Annotated in this window: 18 protein-coding genes; all 18 read left to right on the forward strand. The window is 54.6% G+C overall.

Annotation, left to right across the window (positions count from 1 at the left end; all coding sequences use genetic code 11):
- The first annotated feature begins 3 nt into the window (after positions 1-3).
- A complete protein-coding gene (gene flgEL / locus AACQ95_RS19820) occupies positions 4-1,197 on the forward strand; it encodes a lateral flagellar hook protein FlgEL (RefSeq protein ID WP_042867933.1) in 1,194 nt (397 codons plus the stop codon).
- A gap of 10 nt (positions 1,198-1,207) precedes the next feature.
- Positions 1,208-1,942 (forward strand): lateral flagellar basal-body rod protein LfgF, encoded by a 735-nt coding sequence (gene lfgF / locus AACQ95_RS19825; RefSeq protein WP_042867935.1) that lies wholly within the window; start codon positions 1,208-1,210, stop codon positions 1,940-1,942.
- 78 nt (positions 1,943-2,020) lie between these two features.
- Positions 2,021-2,806 carry a lateral flagellar basal-body rod protein LfgG gene (gene lfgG / locus AACQ95_RS19830; protein WP_005314259.1) on the forward strand — a complete coding sequence of 262 codons (786 nt, stop codon included), beginning with the start codon at positions 2,021-2,023 and terminating at the stop codon, positions 2,804-2,806.
- On the forward strand, positions 2,806-3,477 hold the full coding sequence (flgH, locus tag AACQ95_RS19835; RefSeq protein ID WP_005314257.1) for a flagellar basal body L-ring protein FlgH: 672 nt from the start codon (positions 2,806-2,808) through the stop codon (positions 3,475-3,477). The genes lfgG and flgH overlap by 1 nt, the downstream gene beginning before the upstream one ends.
- 8 nt (positions 3,478-3,485) lie before the next feature.
- Complete coding sequence (gene fgIL / locus AACQ95_RS19840) at positions 3,486-4,592, forward strand: lateral flagellar basal body P-ring FlgIL (RefSeq protein WP_005314254.1); 1,107 nt, start codon at positions 3,486-3,488, stop codon at positions 4,590-4,592.
- 8 nt (positions 4,593-4,600) lie between these two features.
- Positions 4,601-4,999, forward strand: a complete 399-nt coding sequence (locus tag AACQ95_RS19845) for a rod-binding protein (protein ID WP_241279529.1) — start codon at positions 4,601-4,603, stop codon at positions 4,997-4,999.
- Entirely contained in the window at positions 4,999-6,318 is a 1,320-nt protein-coding gene (gene lfgK, locus AACQ95_RS19850; RefSeq protein WP_241279532.1) for a lateral flagellar hook-associated protein LfgK, read from the forward strand. The genes AACQ95_RS19845 and lfgK overlap by 1 nt, the downstream gene beginning before the upstream one ends.
- A 10-nt stretch (positions 6,319-6,328) precedes the next feature.
- Positions 6,329-7,228 (forward strand): lateral flagellar hook-associated protein LfgL, encoded by a 900-nt coding sequence (lfgL, locus tag AACQ95_RS19855; RefSeq protein WP_103472073.1) that lies wholly within the window; start codon positions 6,329-6,331, stop codon positions 7,226-7,228.
- A gap of 21 nt (positions 7,229-7,249) precedes the next feature.
- The gene (locus AACQ95_RS19860) at positions 7,250-8,251 is read left to right on the forward strand and encodes a hypothetical protein (protein WP_241279534.1); all 1,002 of its coding nucleotides are present in this window, start codon (positions 7,250-7,252) and stop codon (positions 8,249-8,251) included.
- 50 nt (positions 8,252-8,301) lie between these two features.
- Positions 8,302-9,588, forward strand: coding sequence for a motility associated factor glycosyltransferase family protein (locus AACQ95_RS19865; RefSeq protein ID WP_241279535.1), 1,287 nt, complete (start codon positions 8,302-8,304; stop codon positions 9,586-9,588).
- Positions 9,585-9,860: a hypothetical protein gene (locus AACQ95_RS19870; protein ID WP_241279537.1), complete on the forward strand. Its 276-nt coding sequence runs from the start codon at positions 9,585-9,587 to the stop codon at positions 9,858-9,860. The genes AACQ95_RS19865 and AACQ95_RS19870 overlap by 4 nt, the downstream gene beginning before the upstream one ends.
- 189 nt (positions 9,861-10,049) lie before the next feature.
- Positions 10,050-10,889: a lateral flagellin LafA gene (gene lafA / locus AACQ95_RS19875; protein WP_241279539.1), complete on the forward strand. Its 840-nt coding sequence runs from the start codon at positions 10,050-10,052 to the stop codon at positions 10,887-10,889.
- Between the two features lie 120 nt (positions 10,890-11,009).
- The gene (gene lafB, locus AACQ95_RS19880; RefSeq protein ID WP_241279541.1) at positions 11,010-12,293 is read left to right on the forward strand and encodes a lateral flagellar capping protein LafB; all 1,284 of its coding nucleotides are present in this window, start codon (positions 11,010-11,012) and stop codon (positions 12,291-12,293) included.
- Positions 12,294-12,347: 54 nt separating this feature from the next.
- Positions 12,348-12,740 (forward strand): lateral flagellar export chaperone LafC, encoded by a 393-nt coding sequence (gene lafC, locus AACQ95_RS19885; protein WP_042867958.1) that lies wholly within the window; start codon positions 12,348-12,350, stop codon positions 12,738-12,740.
- Between the two features lie 122 nt (positions 12,741-12,862).
- Positions 12,863-13,201, forward strand: coding sequence for a hypothetical protein (locus tag AACQ95_RS19890; RefSeq protein ID WP_042867960.1), 339 nt, complete (start codon positions 12,863-12,865; stop codon positions 13,199-13,201).
- Complete coding sequence (lafE, locus tag AACQ95_RS19895; RefSeq protein WP_241279543.1) at positions 13,192-14,280, forward strand: lateral flagellar hook-length control protein LafE; 1,089 nt, start codon at positions 13,192-13,194, stop codon at positions 14,278-14,280. Before AACQ95_RS19890 ends, lafE begins: the two co-directional genes overlap by 10 nt.
- Before the next feature lie 38 nt (positions 14,281-14,318).
- Positions 14,319-14,777, forward strand: a complete 459-nt coding sequence (gene lafF / locus AACQ95_RS19900; protein WP_042867963.1) for a lateral flagellar basal body-associated protein LafF — start codon at positions 14,319-14,321, stop codon at positions 14,775-14,777.
- A 7-nt stretch (positions 14,778-14,784) separates the two neighbouring features.
- Entirely contained in the window at positions 14,785-15,498 is a 714-nt protein-coding gene (gene lafS, locus AACQ95_RS19905; RefSeq protein ID WP_241279546.1) for a lateral flagellar system RNA polymerase sigma factor LafS, read from the forward strand.
- Positions 15,499-15,503: the final 5 nt, after the last annotated feature.

The raw sequence follows: 15,503 nt of genomic DNA on the forward strand, positions 1-15,503 counted from the left end.
ACTGTGTCTTTCAGTATCGGATTGAGCGGCCTGCGCGCCGTGAACCAGGAATTGAGTGTTATCAGCAACAACGTGGCTAATGCCAGTACGGCTGGTTTCAAATCGAGCCGTGCCGAATTCGCCGCTATCTATGGTGGTGGACAGGCTGGTGGTGTTGAGATGAACAACGTCTCCCAGAACTTTGACCGTAATGGCGATGTGATGCGTACCGGTAAGGGACTGGATCTCGCCATCTCCGGCAGTGGTTTTTTTGTGTTGAAAGACAGCAATGGCCAGACTTCTTATACCCGTGCGGGTATGTTTCAACGGGATGCCAGCAACTATCTGACCACAGCCAATGGTACTCGCCTGCAAGGCTATACCACCAATGATGCGGGTGAGCTGCAATCCGGCGTGATTGGCGATATTCAGGTCAAGGCGGGCAGCTTGCCAGCCAAGGCATCTGACAAGCTGGAATTCGTAGCCAACCTCAAGGCGGATGCCAGTGTGATCGATCAGACTGCCCATCCGTTCGATCCTGCCAAATCTGACAGTTTTAGCTATTCACAATCCAGCAAGGTTTATGACTCGCTGGGGGTTGAACACACAGTGACCCAGTATTTTGTCAAAACGGCGGACAATACCTGGCAGGTCAACTACGCCTTCAATGGCACCAAGACGGGTTCGCCGGTCACCATGGAGTTCAATACCAACGGTACGCTGAAATCCCCGACCACTTCCCCTGTGCTGAATTTGACGCCCCCAGGCGCCGAGAAAATTGCTCTCAGTGTTGATGTCGCACGTGTCAGTCAGTATGCCTCCGACTTCAACGCAACCCGCAACCAGTCAAATGGTTATGCGGCCGGCGATCTGACCGGGGTCAAGGTCGATGCCGATGGTGGTGTGTATGCAACCTTCACCAATGGTCAGAGTTTGCTGCAGGGGCAAGTGGTGATGGCCAATTTCACCAACCCGAATGGCCTGATGCAAACCAACAACACCACCTGGCAACAATCCTTCAGCTCAGGTCAGCCTGTGTTGGGCGCCCCAGGAACCGGGACCATGGGTTCACTCACTGCGGGGGCTTATGAAAGCTCCAACGTGGACTTGACCGGTGAGCTGGTCAGCCTGATGACTTCCCAGCGTAACTATCAGGCCAACGCCAAAACCATCAGTTCAGCTGACAAGATGACTCAGGTCCTCTTCAACTCCTTCTAAGGCTTGATGCGTGGAAAAGCTTATCTATACCGCTATGTCGGGGGCGCAACATACCCTGATGGCCCAGCAAATTCGGGCGAATAACTTGGCCAACGTCAATACCGCCGGTTTTCGGGCTGATTTTGAGCGGGTTTCCGCTTATGCACTGACCGGTGATGGTTATCCAAGCCGGGTCATGGCGCGCGAAGAGATGGCCGGCACGGATTTTAAGGCGGGTGCTCTGATGCAAACGGGTCGCAAACTGGATGTGGCGGTGCGTGGTGAAGGTTTTATCACGGTGCAAACTGCCGATGGCAAAGAGGCCTATACCCGGGCAGGTAACCTGGAAGTGGATGCTGAAGGGCTATTAACCCTCAATGGTCGCCCTGTGCTGGGAGATGGTGGGGAAATGGTACTGCCTGCTTATCGCGACTTGAGCTTCGGCAAGGATGGTTCCCTCAGCATCACGCCACCGGGTGGTGGTGCCCGCTTGGATGTGGGTCGCCTCAAGCTGGTCAACCCGGATCCGGTCGAACTGGTAAAAGGTCCAGATGGCCTCTTCCGCTTACGTCAGGGGGGGGATGCCGAGACCAGCGAGCAGGTGGTACTGGCCTCAGGTTTTCTTGAGGGCGCCAATGTGAATGCGGTCGACGAGCTGATCAGCAGTATGTCATTGACCCGCAATTTCGAGCTTCAGGTCAAATTGATGAAAACCGCAGATGATCAGGCCCGGCAAGGGGCCAGACTTATTTCCGGCCAGGGCTAGCAGGTTCGCTCGTTAGAGCCACAAGACCCTTGATGGATGCGCGATAGCGCCCCGAATGAATTAGGTGGAGAAGCAAAGATGCATGCAGCACTTTGGGTGAGTAAAACGGGTCTGTCGGCACAAGATGCCAAGATGGCCAGCATTTCCAACAACCTGGCCAACGTGAATACGGTTGGTTTCAAGCGCGATCGCGTGGCCTTTGAAGACTTGTTCTATCAGGTACAGCGCCAGCCTGGCGCTCAGCAGGATCAGCAAAACCTGTCACCCATCGGCATTCAGATGGGTAATGGTGTGCGTGTGGTTGGAACACAGAAAGTGTTTACCCCTGGGCAGTTTCAGAATACCAACCAGGAATTGGATATGGCTGTTGTCGGTGCCGGTTTCTTTGGTGTCGAACGCCCTGATGGGGAAACGGCCTATACCCGTAATGGTCAGTGGCATCGCAATGCTGAAGGTTTGTTGGTGAATTCGGATGGGCTGCCCATGTTGCCGCAGATCCAGATCCCCGACAATGCGACCAAGGTTTCCATCGGTACAGATGGGACCGTAAGCGCAACGCTGCCAGGCCAGCAAGAAAATGTGGAGCTGGGGCGTATTACCTTGACCAATTTCACGAACCCCGCTGGGTTGGAAGCGCTTGGGGGCAACCTCTACCGTGCGACTGGTGCCTCCGGTGAAGCTATCGAAGGGGTACCGGGTGAGGAGGCAATGGGTGCCATCAAGCAGTTCACGCTGGAAAGTTCCAATGTCAACGTGGTGGAGGAGATGGTCGACATGATCACCACTCAGCGTGCCTATGAGATGAATGCCAAGGTAGTATCCGCCGCAGATCAGATGCTCAAGTTCGTCACTCAGGCGCTGTGATGATGAAGGCGATGTGGCGTTATCTTTGGGTGGTATTGCTGCTGGGTGGCTGTGCCACTTATGAGCTCAAGGCTCCTGAGCCAGGTGACGAAAAGTGGGCTCCTTCCCGGCCCAAGTTATCTGTCTCGGCTCGGGGAGAAGACGGTAGTCTTTATCGTGGCGACTACATGATGACTCTGTTTCAGGATCGTCGTGCCTATCGTATCGGCGATATTCTGACCGTGGTACTGGAAGAACGTACCCAGTCGAGCAAGAAAGCCAACACCAGCATGAGCAAGAACAGCAGCATGAACGTACCAGCACCCTCTATTGGTGGAAAAGTGCGTTCCGACTGGGGCGCCAGCCTGAGTGCTGATCGTGACTTTGATGGTGGCGCTACCTCCAGCCAGCAAAATACGTTAGCCGGCTCCATTACGGTAACGGTTGCCGAAGTGATGCCAAACGGGGTGCTGGGGATCCGGGGGGAGAAGTGGATCCGACTCAATCAAGGAGACGAATATATCCGTCTGGGTGGCATGGTGAGAGTGGAAGATATCGATCAGAGCAACCGTATTTCCTCTCAGCGAATTGCCGATGCCCGCATTACCTATGCAGGGCGTGGTGCCCTTGCCGACAGTAACCAGATGGGGTGGCTGGGGCGTTTCTTCAGTTCCGCATTCGCACCTTTTTGAGGGTTTACATGAACAAATGGTTTATCACCTTGCTCTGCCTGAGTCTGCCCTGGTGGGCTAATGCTGCGCCCCCTGCCAAGCGGGCCTTGCTGGATATTGCCGATGTGCAGGGAATGCGAACCAACCAGCTGGTGGGCTATGGCCTGGTCGTCGGCCTGTCGGGTACGGGAGATCGCAGCCAGGTCAAATTTACCGGCCAATCCATGGCCAACATGCTCAAACAGTTTGGCGTACAGTTGCCCGATGATCTCGACCCTAAGCTCAAGAACGTCGCGGCCGTATCGGTACAGGCGACGCTGCCGGCCTTGGCAGGCAAGGGGCAGTTGGTGGATGTCACTGTGACCTCAATCGGGGATGCCAAGAGCCTGCGTGGTGGCTCACTACTGTTGACGCCATTACGTGGTATCGATGGGGACGTGTACGCCGTTGCCCAAGGAAATCTGGTGGTCGCCGGGGTCAAGGCTGAGGGGCAATCCGGTTCTTCTGTGACCATCAATGTGCCGACGGCAGGCATCATTCCCAATGGCGCCATCATTGAGCGCGAGGCCGTCAGTAACTTTGCGGATAAACCCGAGGTGACGCTCAACCTGCACCAGCCTAATTTTAAAACGGCCCGCAATGTTGAGCGAGAAATCAACCGCCAGCTGGGTCCAGTTGCCAGAGCTGTGAGTGCAGGGCGGATCCAGGTCACAGCTCCCAAGGATGAGAGTCAGCGGATCTCTTTCATGGCGTTGCTGCAAGACATTCAAGTTGATATGGGCAAGGAGCGGCCCAGAGTTGTGTTCAACAGCCGGACCGGGACTGTGGTGATGGGGCAAGGGGTCAAGGTACACAAGGCTGCGGTTAGCCATGGCAGTCTGACCGTGACCATAGGCGAGAGCCAGAATGTCAGTCAACCCAATGCCTTCTCCAATGGGCAAACGACGACGACACCCAATTCAAAGGTCCAGGTGGATCGCGAACGAAACAACATGTTTGTCTGGCCGGATGGCACTTCGCTGGAGGTGATCGTCAAGGCAGTCAATTCACTCGGGGCAACTCCCGATGATGTCATGGCCATTTTACAAGCTCTCGATGAGGCCGGTGCCCTCGAGGGAGAACTGGTGGTCATCTAAGGATCGCTATGACCAGAATAACGTCAGAGCCTGGTTTTTATCAGGATCTCAATGAATTGCAGCAGATAAAGAGCAATCCGGATCAACGTGCGGCGCTGGATGCCGCGGCGGGCCAATTTGAGGTGAGCTTTTTACAGACTGTGCTCAAGCATATGCGTTCAGCCTCCGACGCCATGCAGGATGAAGATGACAGGATCATTAAAGGAGAAGAGCTATATCGCGACATGTATGACAGTCAACTGGCGATGAGCCTGGTCAAGCGTGGCGGTATGGGGCTGAAAGAGCAGATGGTCAGCCAATTGGCGCCGACATTAAAGAATGCCGAGCCTGTGGTCGCTTCAGAATCACAGACCCTGGCTGCCTTCAGTCAGCCTCTGAATTCGGCAACAATGAGGAAAGTTGACTGATGTCGATGCTCAATATCGGTTTTAGCGGACTTAACGCGGCCCAGATCGCGTTAAATGTCACCGCCCAGAATATCGCCAACGTCAATACCATAGGCTATAGCCGCCAGGAAGCCATGATGGGTAGCCTGTCCGGCTTTGGTCGATTGGACAACGGTATGGGGGTAGAGGTGACCGGTGTTCGCAGGATCACGGATGATTACCTGGTTTCACAGCATTGGCGCAGTCGCTCTTCCACTGGCGCCTCTTATTCCTTTCATCAGTACATCAATACCACCGAGCAGTTGTTGGGTAGCGAGTCGATGAATATCGCCAAGGGACTGGACAGTTTCTTTGCCTCCTTGAGTGCCGCACTCGACAGCCCGGAGACGCCAGCGCAGCGCAGCCAGATCGTTAGTTCTGCTGGAGCCTTGGCCAACCGTTTTGGCCAGTTGAACGAGAGCATGTTGACGCAAGAGAAGCAGATCGATGATCAACTGAACAGCACTGTCTCTCAGGTCAACAGCTATCTGAAACAAGTGGCCGAGTTGAATACCCAGATCGGTGAGCAGGTTTCCAAGGGGGTCAATACCTCGGTACTGGAAGACAGTCGCGAGCAGATCGTACGTGAGTTGTCGACCTTCATGGAAGTTAGGGTCAACCGGCAAAGCGACGGTTCATTTTCGTTAAGTCTGCCTCAGGGACAGCCCCTGGTATTGGCCGGTAGCAACAGTACTCTCTCTTTGGCCGGTGATTCGCTGAGTCTCAGCTTTGGTCCTCAGTCCTTCGATGTCCCCAAGCTGCATGGCGGCAGCCTGGCCGGGGTGATGGAATACAGGACGACAGTATTGCGCCCGCTGCGTGACGAGCTTAATCAGATAGCGAAGAAACTGGCGGATGACTTCAACGCCAAGCAGGCGGGTGGGATCGATCTGAACGGTGATCCGGGCAAGCCGCTGTTCAGCTATGACCCGCTCAATCCGTCCGGTACCCTCAAGGTGGCCAGCGGCTTCACCGGTGATCACCTGGCCTTTGCCAAGTCGGGCGGCGGTAAAGGCGATAACAGTAACTTGCAGGAGTTGTTGACCATCAAAGATAGCCAATATGATGCGTACAGTGCCTTGCTTGGTCGGATGGCGGTACAAAGTGGCCAGGCCAAGGCCACCATGGAGGCGGATGCCAATATGGAGAAGCAGCTGGCCACCAAACTGAGCAGTGTCAGTGGAGTCAACACGGATGAGGAAGGGGTCAAGATCATGGCCTATACCAAGGCCTATCAGGCCAATGCCAAAGTGATCAGTACCTCCGATCAGCTTTTCAATTCCATCCTGAACATGTTCTGACGGAGTGACCATGCGCATTAGCACCAACCAAATACAACTCAGCATGCTCGACAACCTGCAGCATGGTTTCGGTGAATATGCCCGGCTTGATCGCCAGATATCGGCTAACAAACGTATCCTGCAACCCTCGGATGATCCCGTGGGGAGTGTACGTTTGCTCGGGTTGAAGAAAGAGCAGGTGGCAATGGAGCAGTATCAGAAAAATATTGCCAATGCCAAAAGCCAGCTATCGCAAGGTGAGCAGCAGTTGGAAACAATGACCCACATGCTGATGCGGCTGCGCGAACTGACTCAAACTGCGGCAACGGGCTCACTTTCTGAAGGTGACCGTCGCGCGGTGGCCAGTGAAGCTGCTGTTATCAAGGATGGTTTGCTGGATCTGGCCAATGCCCGCAACGAGAGTGGTTCGAGCCTTTTTGCCGGCAGTCAGGTGAACCAGATTGCGATTGTTAAAACCCCTGCTGGTGATTACCAATATCAGGGAGATGCCTTGATAAGAGAGGTTGGGATCGCCAAGGGCGTTACTGTGGGGCTCAACCAGACTGCGGATCTGCTATTTATCCAGAACGGAGACTTCTTCAAGCAGCTGGACACCATGGTGGAAGCCATGGAAAGTGGTGCTCCCGATGCAGCGGATCAAGCCCGGAACATGCTGGATAGAAGCAAGACATTACAGGACGATATCAGCCAGATGGTGAGTTCTATTGGTGCTCGTATTAATTTGCTTGATCAAGTGGATGAAGGGCATGCCGAGAAGGGCGTCTATAGCAAGGAAGTGAGTAATCAGATAGAGTCCCTCGATTATGCCAGTGCCGTCACCCAGCAGGCTCATGTGCTGATGGCCTTGCAAGTGCAACAACAGGCATTTGCCAAGGTCAACGGCTTGAGCTTGTTCAACTACATGCCATAAATTCAGGTTCAGGGAGCCATGATGCAGATCCAACAAACCCGTTTGGGCGGAGTGGCCGAAACACCTGCCCAGCCCCGACTGCGCGGGCGCGTGGCTGCTCAAACTACGTCCCAGTCAGCCAGCAAAACGGAACGTCACCCCAATATTGTCCGACTGGATCGCTGGGCTCTGATCGGCACGGCTCAGCAGCGAATAGCCCATGCCCAGGGAGGGGAGCAAGCCTTGAGCCAGGTATGGGGGGAGCTCAAACGTCTGGAGCAGCAACTCGGCCAAAATCGTGCTGCGAGTGGGGATCTGGTATCGCGCCTGAAATTGTTAGAAGACAAGTTGACCCAACCTAAGGCACCCTTGACCTCCGAGTTGAGACCGCGTCTGCTGGCTTCTGCTACGGATAGCCGCGTTCATTACAGTTCAGAGCGACTCGATTTGCTTACCCCCAAGGCGAGTGCCGAGCGTCTTGTGTTCTCTTTTCCACAAACCAGTAGTGCAGCTGAAGTTATATTGCCTGCTGGAGCCAATGAGGCTGAAGTGGTCTCCAGGCTGGATCGGGCTCTGCGCAAAGAAAATATCCAGGTACGGTTAAACGAACTCGGCAAGCTTGAATTGAGCGTGCCTGATCAGCACAGACGTAAACTTGATGAACCCGTGTTGTTGAGTGGAGAAGGCATCCGGATCCCTGCGGGTAATCCGGTACCAGTTCAATTCAAACCCAAACCGGGGCAACTCACTCAACTGGGTGAGGGCATCGACAAGGGTGAACTCAAGCAGGAACAACAGCGCCTGAAGCGGCTGCTTGGCGAGATTGAACAGTCAGTGCGTGAGCTCAAGCAGTTTCGTCAGAAAATGGTCAAACAGCTCGATCGAGTGAAGGCGCGTAGCCAGAACCTTAAACAGGAAGAGCTCGAGCAGTTGCAAGGCAAGCTCAGCCAGCAGCTCAAGGAGGGTGGCTTCATGGGCACCATGGCCGGCTTGCTGGCTCAGGCAAATGTTTCCCGCCAGAATGTGGTGGCGTTGCTGACCTGAACACATTCTTCTCTTTTCCCGTTCCTTTTCTGCAAGTGACATAACACATCATGATCGACTATTTCCCCCAGCACGCAGAGCTCATCGCCCGCCGTTGGCCTGTTGTCTTGGCATGTCTGCAAGAACAGGATGTCAACAGCGTACCCGCCGAACTGGTTGAAGGGCTCAGCTCGACCCTTGCCATCAACGGTATTCAGCTGACTAGCCGCCATGACCGGATGCGGGAAGCTGAGCGGATTGCTGCCATGGCTCCAACGAAGGTGGCAGAGCTGACCCTGTATGGCACTGGGTTGGGTGATGTGCCGCGGGTGCTGCTGCAGCGAAAACGCCTGCGCCGGCTGAATGTGAAGATCATGAATGCCTCGATCTTTGCTCTGGTCTTGCACTTGACAGAGCAGCTGGACTGGCTGTCCGACCCCAGGGTCAACCTGTTGCTTGCGGAGGAAAATGAGCTGGTCATGACTCCATTTCTGTTTTTGAGTGCAGAACTGGAACTGGCTGACGAACGCAGTGCCAAGATCCGGGACCGGGTACTGATCCAGAGTCGGCTCGAGGCAATCAATGAACAATTCGGGCAAGACTGGGTATCCGAGCGCTTGTCAGGCAATCTGGATCTACTGCGCGAAGATGCCGATGTGGTGGAGCTGTTTGGCTCGTCTAGAGGGCGGGATGCCTATGTGTTGGCCACGGGGCCGACCTTGGCCCATCATCTGGCTACGTTGAAAGTGATTTATGAACGGCCGGACAGGCCCCTTTTCATCTGCGTCGATACGGCTCTTCGTCCTCTGATGGCACAAGGAATCAAGCCCGATATAGTAGTGACGATAGACCGGCATATCCACCTCGGCATCCTGGATCCTCGGCACTCTTTCGACATTGCTCTCGTCTATACCCCCATGGTGGACAACAAGGTGTTATCACAATGGCAAGGGCCACGCTACGGCGCTTATGAGGCGCTGGAGACCTATGCTGGCATGCAGAAAAAGTTGCGGCGTGCAGCGCTCTTTACCGGGGGGAGTGTCATCCATCCTGCCACGGATTTGGCTGTCCGGATGGGGGCACGCAATATCACGCTGTTTGGGGCCGACTTCTCCTTTCCTGAGGGCAGAACCCACACTGGATGGCATGATGGAGAACTGGGCAGCGATGCCCGCTATGGTCGCCGAACAGTACCCAATGGACATGGTCAACCAGTAAAAACCCTGCTCAGTTTTTGTATCTATCTGAACGGCATAGAAGTCTATATTCAGCGCCACCCAGAAGTGAATTTCATGAATAGTAGTCGCGATGGTGCTCGTATCCTGGGTACCCGCTACCACGAGGAATTTGCCGGATGATCGATGTGGCCAGTTTCAAGGCGGGGGCCGATGCGCTGGCAGCTATGCTGCGTGAGGGCAAGGATGAAGAGGCCTGCTTCGAATGCGGACGTATGTTGCAACTGCTGACGCCTCTGATGGTTAACTTGTCCGCCGAGCTGCAATCCTCGTTGCTGCTCCTGGCCACACAGTTGCTGCAATGTCAGGAGCGCCACGACTGGGCCGGGCTGTGCGACTATCTGGAGTTCGATCTGCCAGTCCTGTTGGATGATATCGATAGCGCGCTACGCTGATCTTCTCACTTATGTTTTGCGGGGTTGGCGGTTTGCCAGTCCCGATGTTTGTCTGCTGTTGAACGGGCATGTTTCAGGCAGGAAAAGAAAAATCCCCCTCTCCCGTTCAATTTTTTTCATTCCGTGGTCGTCTTTCTCTTTTGTCTACCTAACAAGCTGCAGTGCAGCGCCTAAATCGAGGAAATAACCATGGGCTTGTCCATTCATACCAACTTTGCTTCCATGACCACCCAGAACCAGCTGAACTCTACCAACAAGATGCTGGGCACCGCCATGCAGCGTCTGGGTACTGGTCTGCGCATCAACTCCGCTGCCGACGATGCTGCCGGTCTGCAAATCGCCACCCGTCTACAGGCTCAGTCCAATGGTCAGAAAGTGGGTATGCGCAATGCTCAGGACGCCATCTCCATGATCCAGACCGCTGAGGGCGCCATGGACGAGATGACCAACATCACCCAGCGCATGAAGGACCTGGCTACCCAGGCTGCCAACGGCACCAACAGTGACAAAGATATCTCCGCTATGGATGCCGAGTTCAAGGAGCTGGGTAAAGAGTTGGGCAACATCCGTGACAACACCACTTTCGGTGGCACCGCTCTGCTGAAATCCGCTGGTAAATTCGAAGCTGGTGCTGTTTCCTTCCAGATCGGTGCCAGTGCCACCGAGAAGCTGGATCTGAATGCATCCACCCAAGTGAAAGCGGTCAACACTGCCATTACTAGTGCCGCAGCGGTAACCCTGAGCTCCGGTAATGCGACTGCCCAGATCACCGCGATGGACGGCATGCTGGAGAAGATCGGTGAAGCCCGTTCTACCTTCGGTGCCAACATCAACCGTCTGGAGCATACCGTCAACAACCTTTCCAACATGAAAGAGAACACCGATATGGCGAATGGTCGCATCATGGATGCCGATTTCGCTCAGGAAAGCACCAATATGACCAAGAACCAGATGTTGATGCAGGCTGGCATGTCCGTTCTGTCCAACTCCAACCAGATGACCGGTATGGTAACTGGTCTGCTGCGTTAATGGATTGTATGGCCGCTCCTGTGGGGCGGCCTTTGTCTGATAAGGGTTTGTCGGTTGGAAAGAGTCGAAACGGTTTTTCCCAACAGGCATGCCAGTTGAGTGAAATGAAGAGGGATTAAGATGCAAATAGATCCGGCCAGTACGGCAATGCAACTGGTAGCTATCGAACGCAAGAACATGGATGCACTGCTGAAGAAGCAGATGGATGGTATCAAGGGTCAGCAGAGTGCGCTCAGCACGCTCAATACCAAGCTGTCGACCTTCCAGACCATGCTCAAAGATCTCAACAAGGCATCCAATTTACAGGCGCAGAAGGCGACCATGTCCCAGGACGGGGTCATGACTGTGACGAGTAACGGCAAGGCTAGCTCGGGGCAGTACAACTTCTTTGTGGAGCAGCTTGCCCAATCCCATCAGATCGGTCTCAGCCTGGATAGTGAAACGGCCCCCCTGCCTGCGGATGGTGTCTTTTCGCTCACCGTCAAGGGGAAGACCATCGACATCGATCTGGCCACCCTGCCGGCAGGCTCAACCGTCAAGGATCTGGTCTCCCACATCAACGATGCCAAAGACAATCCCGGCGTCAAGGCGACCCTGGTCCGAACCGACGGCAAGGTCAACATGGTGCTGACCAGCAAGGATAGCGGGTTGGAGAATGCCATCGCGGTCAATTACCGCGGGGATGCGAGTAATTCACTGGGAGCAGCGATAAGCGGCAAGACAGATATCACCAAAGCTCAGGATGCCAAGTTGCGGATGGGGGGGGACAATCCGTTGACCATCACCTCTGCCAGCAACAAGATTGAAAATGTGGTCGATGGTCTGACGCTGCAGCTGACCAAGGCTCAGAAGAGCGGTGATGCTCCCTTGCTGGTAAACATAGAGCAGGACAAGGAGGCCGTGACCGGCTCGCTCAAGAAGTTTGTCGACAGCTACAACGAACTGATCGATGAGCTGGCCAAGATGACCTCCAGCGATCCCAAGGCTCCTGGTGCGCTTTCTTCCGACAGCGGGGTACGCAGCCTCAAGAGCGTACTTTCCAACAGTGTGCGCGACCTGCCCAATGGCCTGAGTCTCAGCAGTCTCGGGATCAAGACCGACAAGGCAGGCAAGCTCTCTTTCAGTGAAACGGATTTCAACAAGGCGTTGGAGAAGGACCCCGAGTTACTCGGCAAGGCGCTGATGGGGGATGATGGTCTGCTCAAACGGATGAGTGACTCACTGGATCCTTATACCAAACGCGATGGTGCTTTGAAGGGGCGCAAGAGTGGATTGGAGGCCAGTGAAAAGCGTGTAAATGAGCGAATGGAAGCACTGGATCGTCGTATGGATTCCGCGTATAAGCGCTATCTCAACCAGTTCACCACCATGAACCAGATGCTGCAGACGATGGGCTCACTCTAAGCCAGAGTCAGTCCCACCATCCGCTGCGTCTTATCCCGAACAAGCGAGTTGTACATGTTTGAACACCAAGATGGCTACGATGCCTATCAGTTTGCTGCTACTCAGGCCAAGGCAGCCAGTGCCGATCCACATCAGCTGGTGCTGATGCTGATGGATGGTTTGCTTGATGAGATGGCCAGGGCGGAAGGCCATATTCTTGCCAAGCAATTTGAGCGTAAAGGGCAGACTATCAACAAGTGCCTGCAAATCCTGGGGGGACTTGATAGTGCTCTGGACATGGAGAAGGGCGGGGAGCTTGCAGCCAACCTGCATCGCCTTTACGACTACTGTGGGCAGCGTTTGTTTGAGATCAGCGTGTCCAACGATGTCGCCGGGTTTGCCGAGGTTCGTCGTATTCTGCTGGAATTAAAGGAAGGTTGGGAAGCGATGGCACAGCATCCTCGCTAATGCGGAAGCTATCCTTCCCCTGTTTCAACTCGATACCGCAGCCATTATCTGAAATTCCTCAGCTCCATATCTGGCCTGCTCCTTGCTAGTCGGTAAGGTCATCTTAATTAGGGGCCATTATCATGTCGATGACAGAGTCTAAGCCGCTCAGCACAGAACTCGAGACTCGCCAGCGTCAGCTGTTGGGGCTGGGTCGTCTGATCTTGCAACAGGCGCGTGCTGGCCAATGGGATGCTGTGCGTCTGACCGATAGCCGGTTGGCCCAATTCATTCAACACATGCTCAAGCAACCTGATTTGTGGTCATCATTGGAGCCAGCCCGTGCACAGGTGCGCAACTGGCAACAGGAGGCCTTGCTGTTATGTCAGCAAGAAACGGCACAGCGTGAGCAGGAATGGCACGATCTGTCTCGGAAACGGGAGGGGTTGCAGGCTTATGGTGAGGTACAAGAATGGGCATGATCCAGCTTGCCGGTGTCGACAGTTTAGCTAGCCTCGAATCGACCGGGTTCAACCGCCTTGCCCGTCAGCCTGACGAGCAAGGCGAGATGTACCAACCTCTGGACCTTCCGTTTACAGAAGAGCTCATTACTCTGCCGGCAGAGGTTGTTGACGACGCGGATGCGGATACTGATGTGGTCGATGCCGCGCCAGAAGATGCGACCGAACAATTGGAGTCCTTCACCAACATGCCACCCGTCTTCATCCTGAATGATGAAGTCACGAGGTTATCATCTGCACGACTTGCTCAGCCTGATGCGGAGATGAGCAGCGGGAAGGAGGGAGGAACCGTTCACGATCGCGCCCCCTCCATATCGGTGGCATTGCGTTCATTGTCGACCTATGGGCGGTCGGAGACGGCACTACCCCATGGTGTTGAACAGGCCACATTGGGCCAGGATAAACCTGTGCTCTCCAGAACTGATTTCTCCCGAATGATGGTGGGACAGCAAGCTGCCCAGACCGGCGACTTGCCATTGAGCAGCAAGCTGATAGCAAGTTTGCAGCCCTTGCTGGGCGGTGAGGTGCCAGTCGAGCAGGAGCCTGGTGTACCCGAGCTCAAGGGGGTGATGGGAAACCTGTTGTCATCGCCTCTTTCCAGGCCGGCGGAGTATCAATGGGCCCCCGCCAAGTTGGCCGATAACCCGGCGCAGTGGGGCCAGCAACTGGTAGATGTGTTGAAGGACAAGGTTGAGCTCCAGGTCAATCAACAGATCAAACAAGCACATATCCGTCTTGACCCGCCTGAGCTGGGGCGGCTTGAACTGACAGTTCGGGTCGATGGTGACCGTCTCAACGTTCAGCTCAATGTAAGCAATCCTGCTGTGCGAGATGCATTGATCCAGTCAATGGAGCGACTGCGAATGAGCTTGGCCCCCCATCATGCTGGTGGTGTCGAGGTCAATGTTGGTCAGGGAAGCGAGCAGGGGCAGCAGGAAAAATGGCAGCAACCGCAAATCATGGCCGGCAGGCGGCAGTGGCAAGAGGAGCTCGAGCCAACTGACGGCACTATGCAGGATTGGCTGAATACCCTGGTCTGATTTTTATTATCCGGCAATAGCGAGAGTGATTTCATATTATGCGGCGTGTCATGAAGTGGTTGATGGTGGTCGTGATGGCCCTGTGTCTATTAGCCGTGCTGGCCTATGGCGTTTATCTGAAGCGTGATGTGGTCGCAGTGTGGCTGGGGCTGGCCGAACCCAAGCCAGAGTTGAGTGCGACTCCATTGTTCAAGCCGATGGAGCGCTTTGTCATCAGTCTGGAAGGAGGCGCCGAGTCCCATTACCTCGTGTTGGAATTGGCTCTGGTTACTCACAATCCGGCACAATTGAATACCCTCAATGAGCTGACCCCGCTCATCCGCAATGCGATGGTGCAGTATTTCAGTCATCGTACGCACGATGATGTGAAAAAAGAGCTGCAAAACATCACGGCATTGCAAGGCTCTCTGCTCGGCAAACTGGTGATGACACTGCAGGGCTATGGGTACAAGACCTACCTGGATGAAGTGTTGATCACCAAGGTATTGGTGCAATAACACCGATATGATGAATACCGACTGGGATACGCCGCCTGAGTTTGCCACTTCACCTCCTCGCACGGGTGAGCAGGCAATATTGACTCGTTATCTGCCGTTAGTGAAACGGGCTGCCAGCCACCTTCGCAGTCAGGTCTCTGCCTGCTTCGATCAGGAGGATATGGAACAGGTTGGCATGATGGGGCTGCTGGAGGCCTGGCGTCGTTACGATAGTGAACCGGACCCCCAGTTTGAAAGCTACGCCTTCAAGCGTATCCGTGGTGCCATGCTCGATGAGCTTCGGCGTCTGGATTGGCGGCCTCGTCAACTACGCCAGCAGGTGCACAGCCACAATCAAGCCCAGCGAGAGCTGTATAACCGTTTGGGACGATCACCTACGGAGCAGGAACTGGCTGTGTCTCTGAATTGTACCGTGGAAGAAGTACGCCAATTGGCATATGCCAGTCAGGCTGAAGCGTTGCAGAGCCTGGAAGAGTGGCTGGAAAATGGAGGCAAGGTGCTGGCCACTGAATCTGATGATGTCGATATGGCCATGACCATCAGCAAGGTACTCACCTCATTGGACAAGCGAGAGCAACTGCTGCTCTCACTCTATTACCAGCAAGAGTTGAATATGAAAGAGATCGCGCTGGTGTTGGGCCTGACCGAATCACGAGTCTGCCAATTGCACAAACAGTGCGTCCTTCAGCTCAAGCAGCGTTTGGTCGACTCCATATATTAATGCTT

Source organism: Aeromonas sp. MR19, from assembly GCF_963899305.1.
Lineage (GTDB): Bacteria > Pseudomonadota > Gammaproteobacteria > Enterobacterales > Aeromonadaceae > Aeromonas > Aeromonas bestiarum.

Bases quoted from the DNA above. Each gene is read 5' to 3' on its own strand.
- lafB (WP_241279541.1), top strand. From the start codon at position 11,010: ATGCAAATAGATCCGGCCAGTACGGCAATGCAACTGGTAGCTATCGAA.
- lafC (WP_042867958.1), top strand. From the start codon at position 12,348: ATGTTTGAACACCAAGATGGCTACGATGCCTATCAGTTTGCTGCTACT.
- AACQ95_RS19860 (WP_241279534.1), top strand. From the start codon at position 7,250: ATGCAGATCCAACAAACCCGTTTGGGCGGAGTGGCCGAAACACCTGCC.
- lafE (WP_241279543.1), top strand. From the start codon at position 13,192: ATGGGCATGATCCAGCTTGCCGGTGTCGACAGTTTAGCTAGCCTCGAA.
- AACQ95_RS19845 (WP_241279529.1), top strand. From the start codon at position 4,601: ATGACCAGAATAACGTCAGAGCCTGGTTTTTATCAGGATCTCAATGAA.
- AACQ95_RS19870 (WP_241279537.1), top strand. From the start codon at position 9,585: ATGATCGATGTGGCCAGTTTCAAGGCGGGGGCCGATGCGCTGGCAGCT.
- lafF (WP_042867963.1), top strand. From the start codon at position 14,319: ATGCGGCGTGTCATGAAGTGGTTGATGGTGGTCGTGATGGCCCTGTGT.
- lfgL (WP_103472073.1), top strand. From the start codon at position 6,329: ATGCGCATTAGCACCAACCAAATACAACTCAGCATGCTCGACAACCTG.
- lafA (WP_241279539.1), top strand. From the start codon at position 10,050: ATGGGCTTGTCCATTCATACCAACTTTGCTTCCATGACCACCCAGAAC.
- AACQ95_RS19890 (WP_042867960.1), top strand. From the start codon at position 12,863: ATGTCGATGACAGAGTCTAAGCCGCTCAGCACAGAACTCGAGACTCGC.
- fgIL (WP_005314254.1), top strand. From the start codon at position 3,486: ATGAACAAATGGTTTATCACCTTGCTCTGCCTGAGTCTGCCCTGGTGG.
- flgH (WP_005314257.1), top strand. From the start codon at position 2,806: ATGATGAAGGCGATGTGGCGTTATCTTTGGGTGGTATTGCTGCTGGGT.
- lfgG (WP_005314259.1), top strand. From the start codon at position 2,021: ATGCATGCAGCACTTTGGGTGAGTAAAACGGGTCTGTCGGCACAAGAT.
- lafS (WP_241279546.1), top strand. From the start codon at position 14,785: ATGATGAATACCGACTGGGATACGCCGCCTGAGTTTGCCACTTCACCT.
- lfgK (WP_241279532.1), top strand. From the start codon at position 4,999: ATGTCGATGCTCAATATCGGTTTTAGCGGACTTAACGCGGCCCAGATC.
- AACQ95_RS19865 (WP_241279535.1), top strand. From the start codon at position 8,302: ATGATCGACTATTTCCCCCAGCACGCAGAGCTCATCGCCCGCCGTTGG.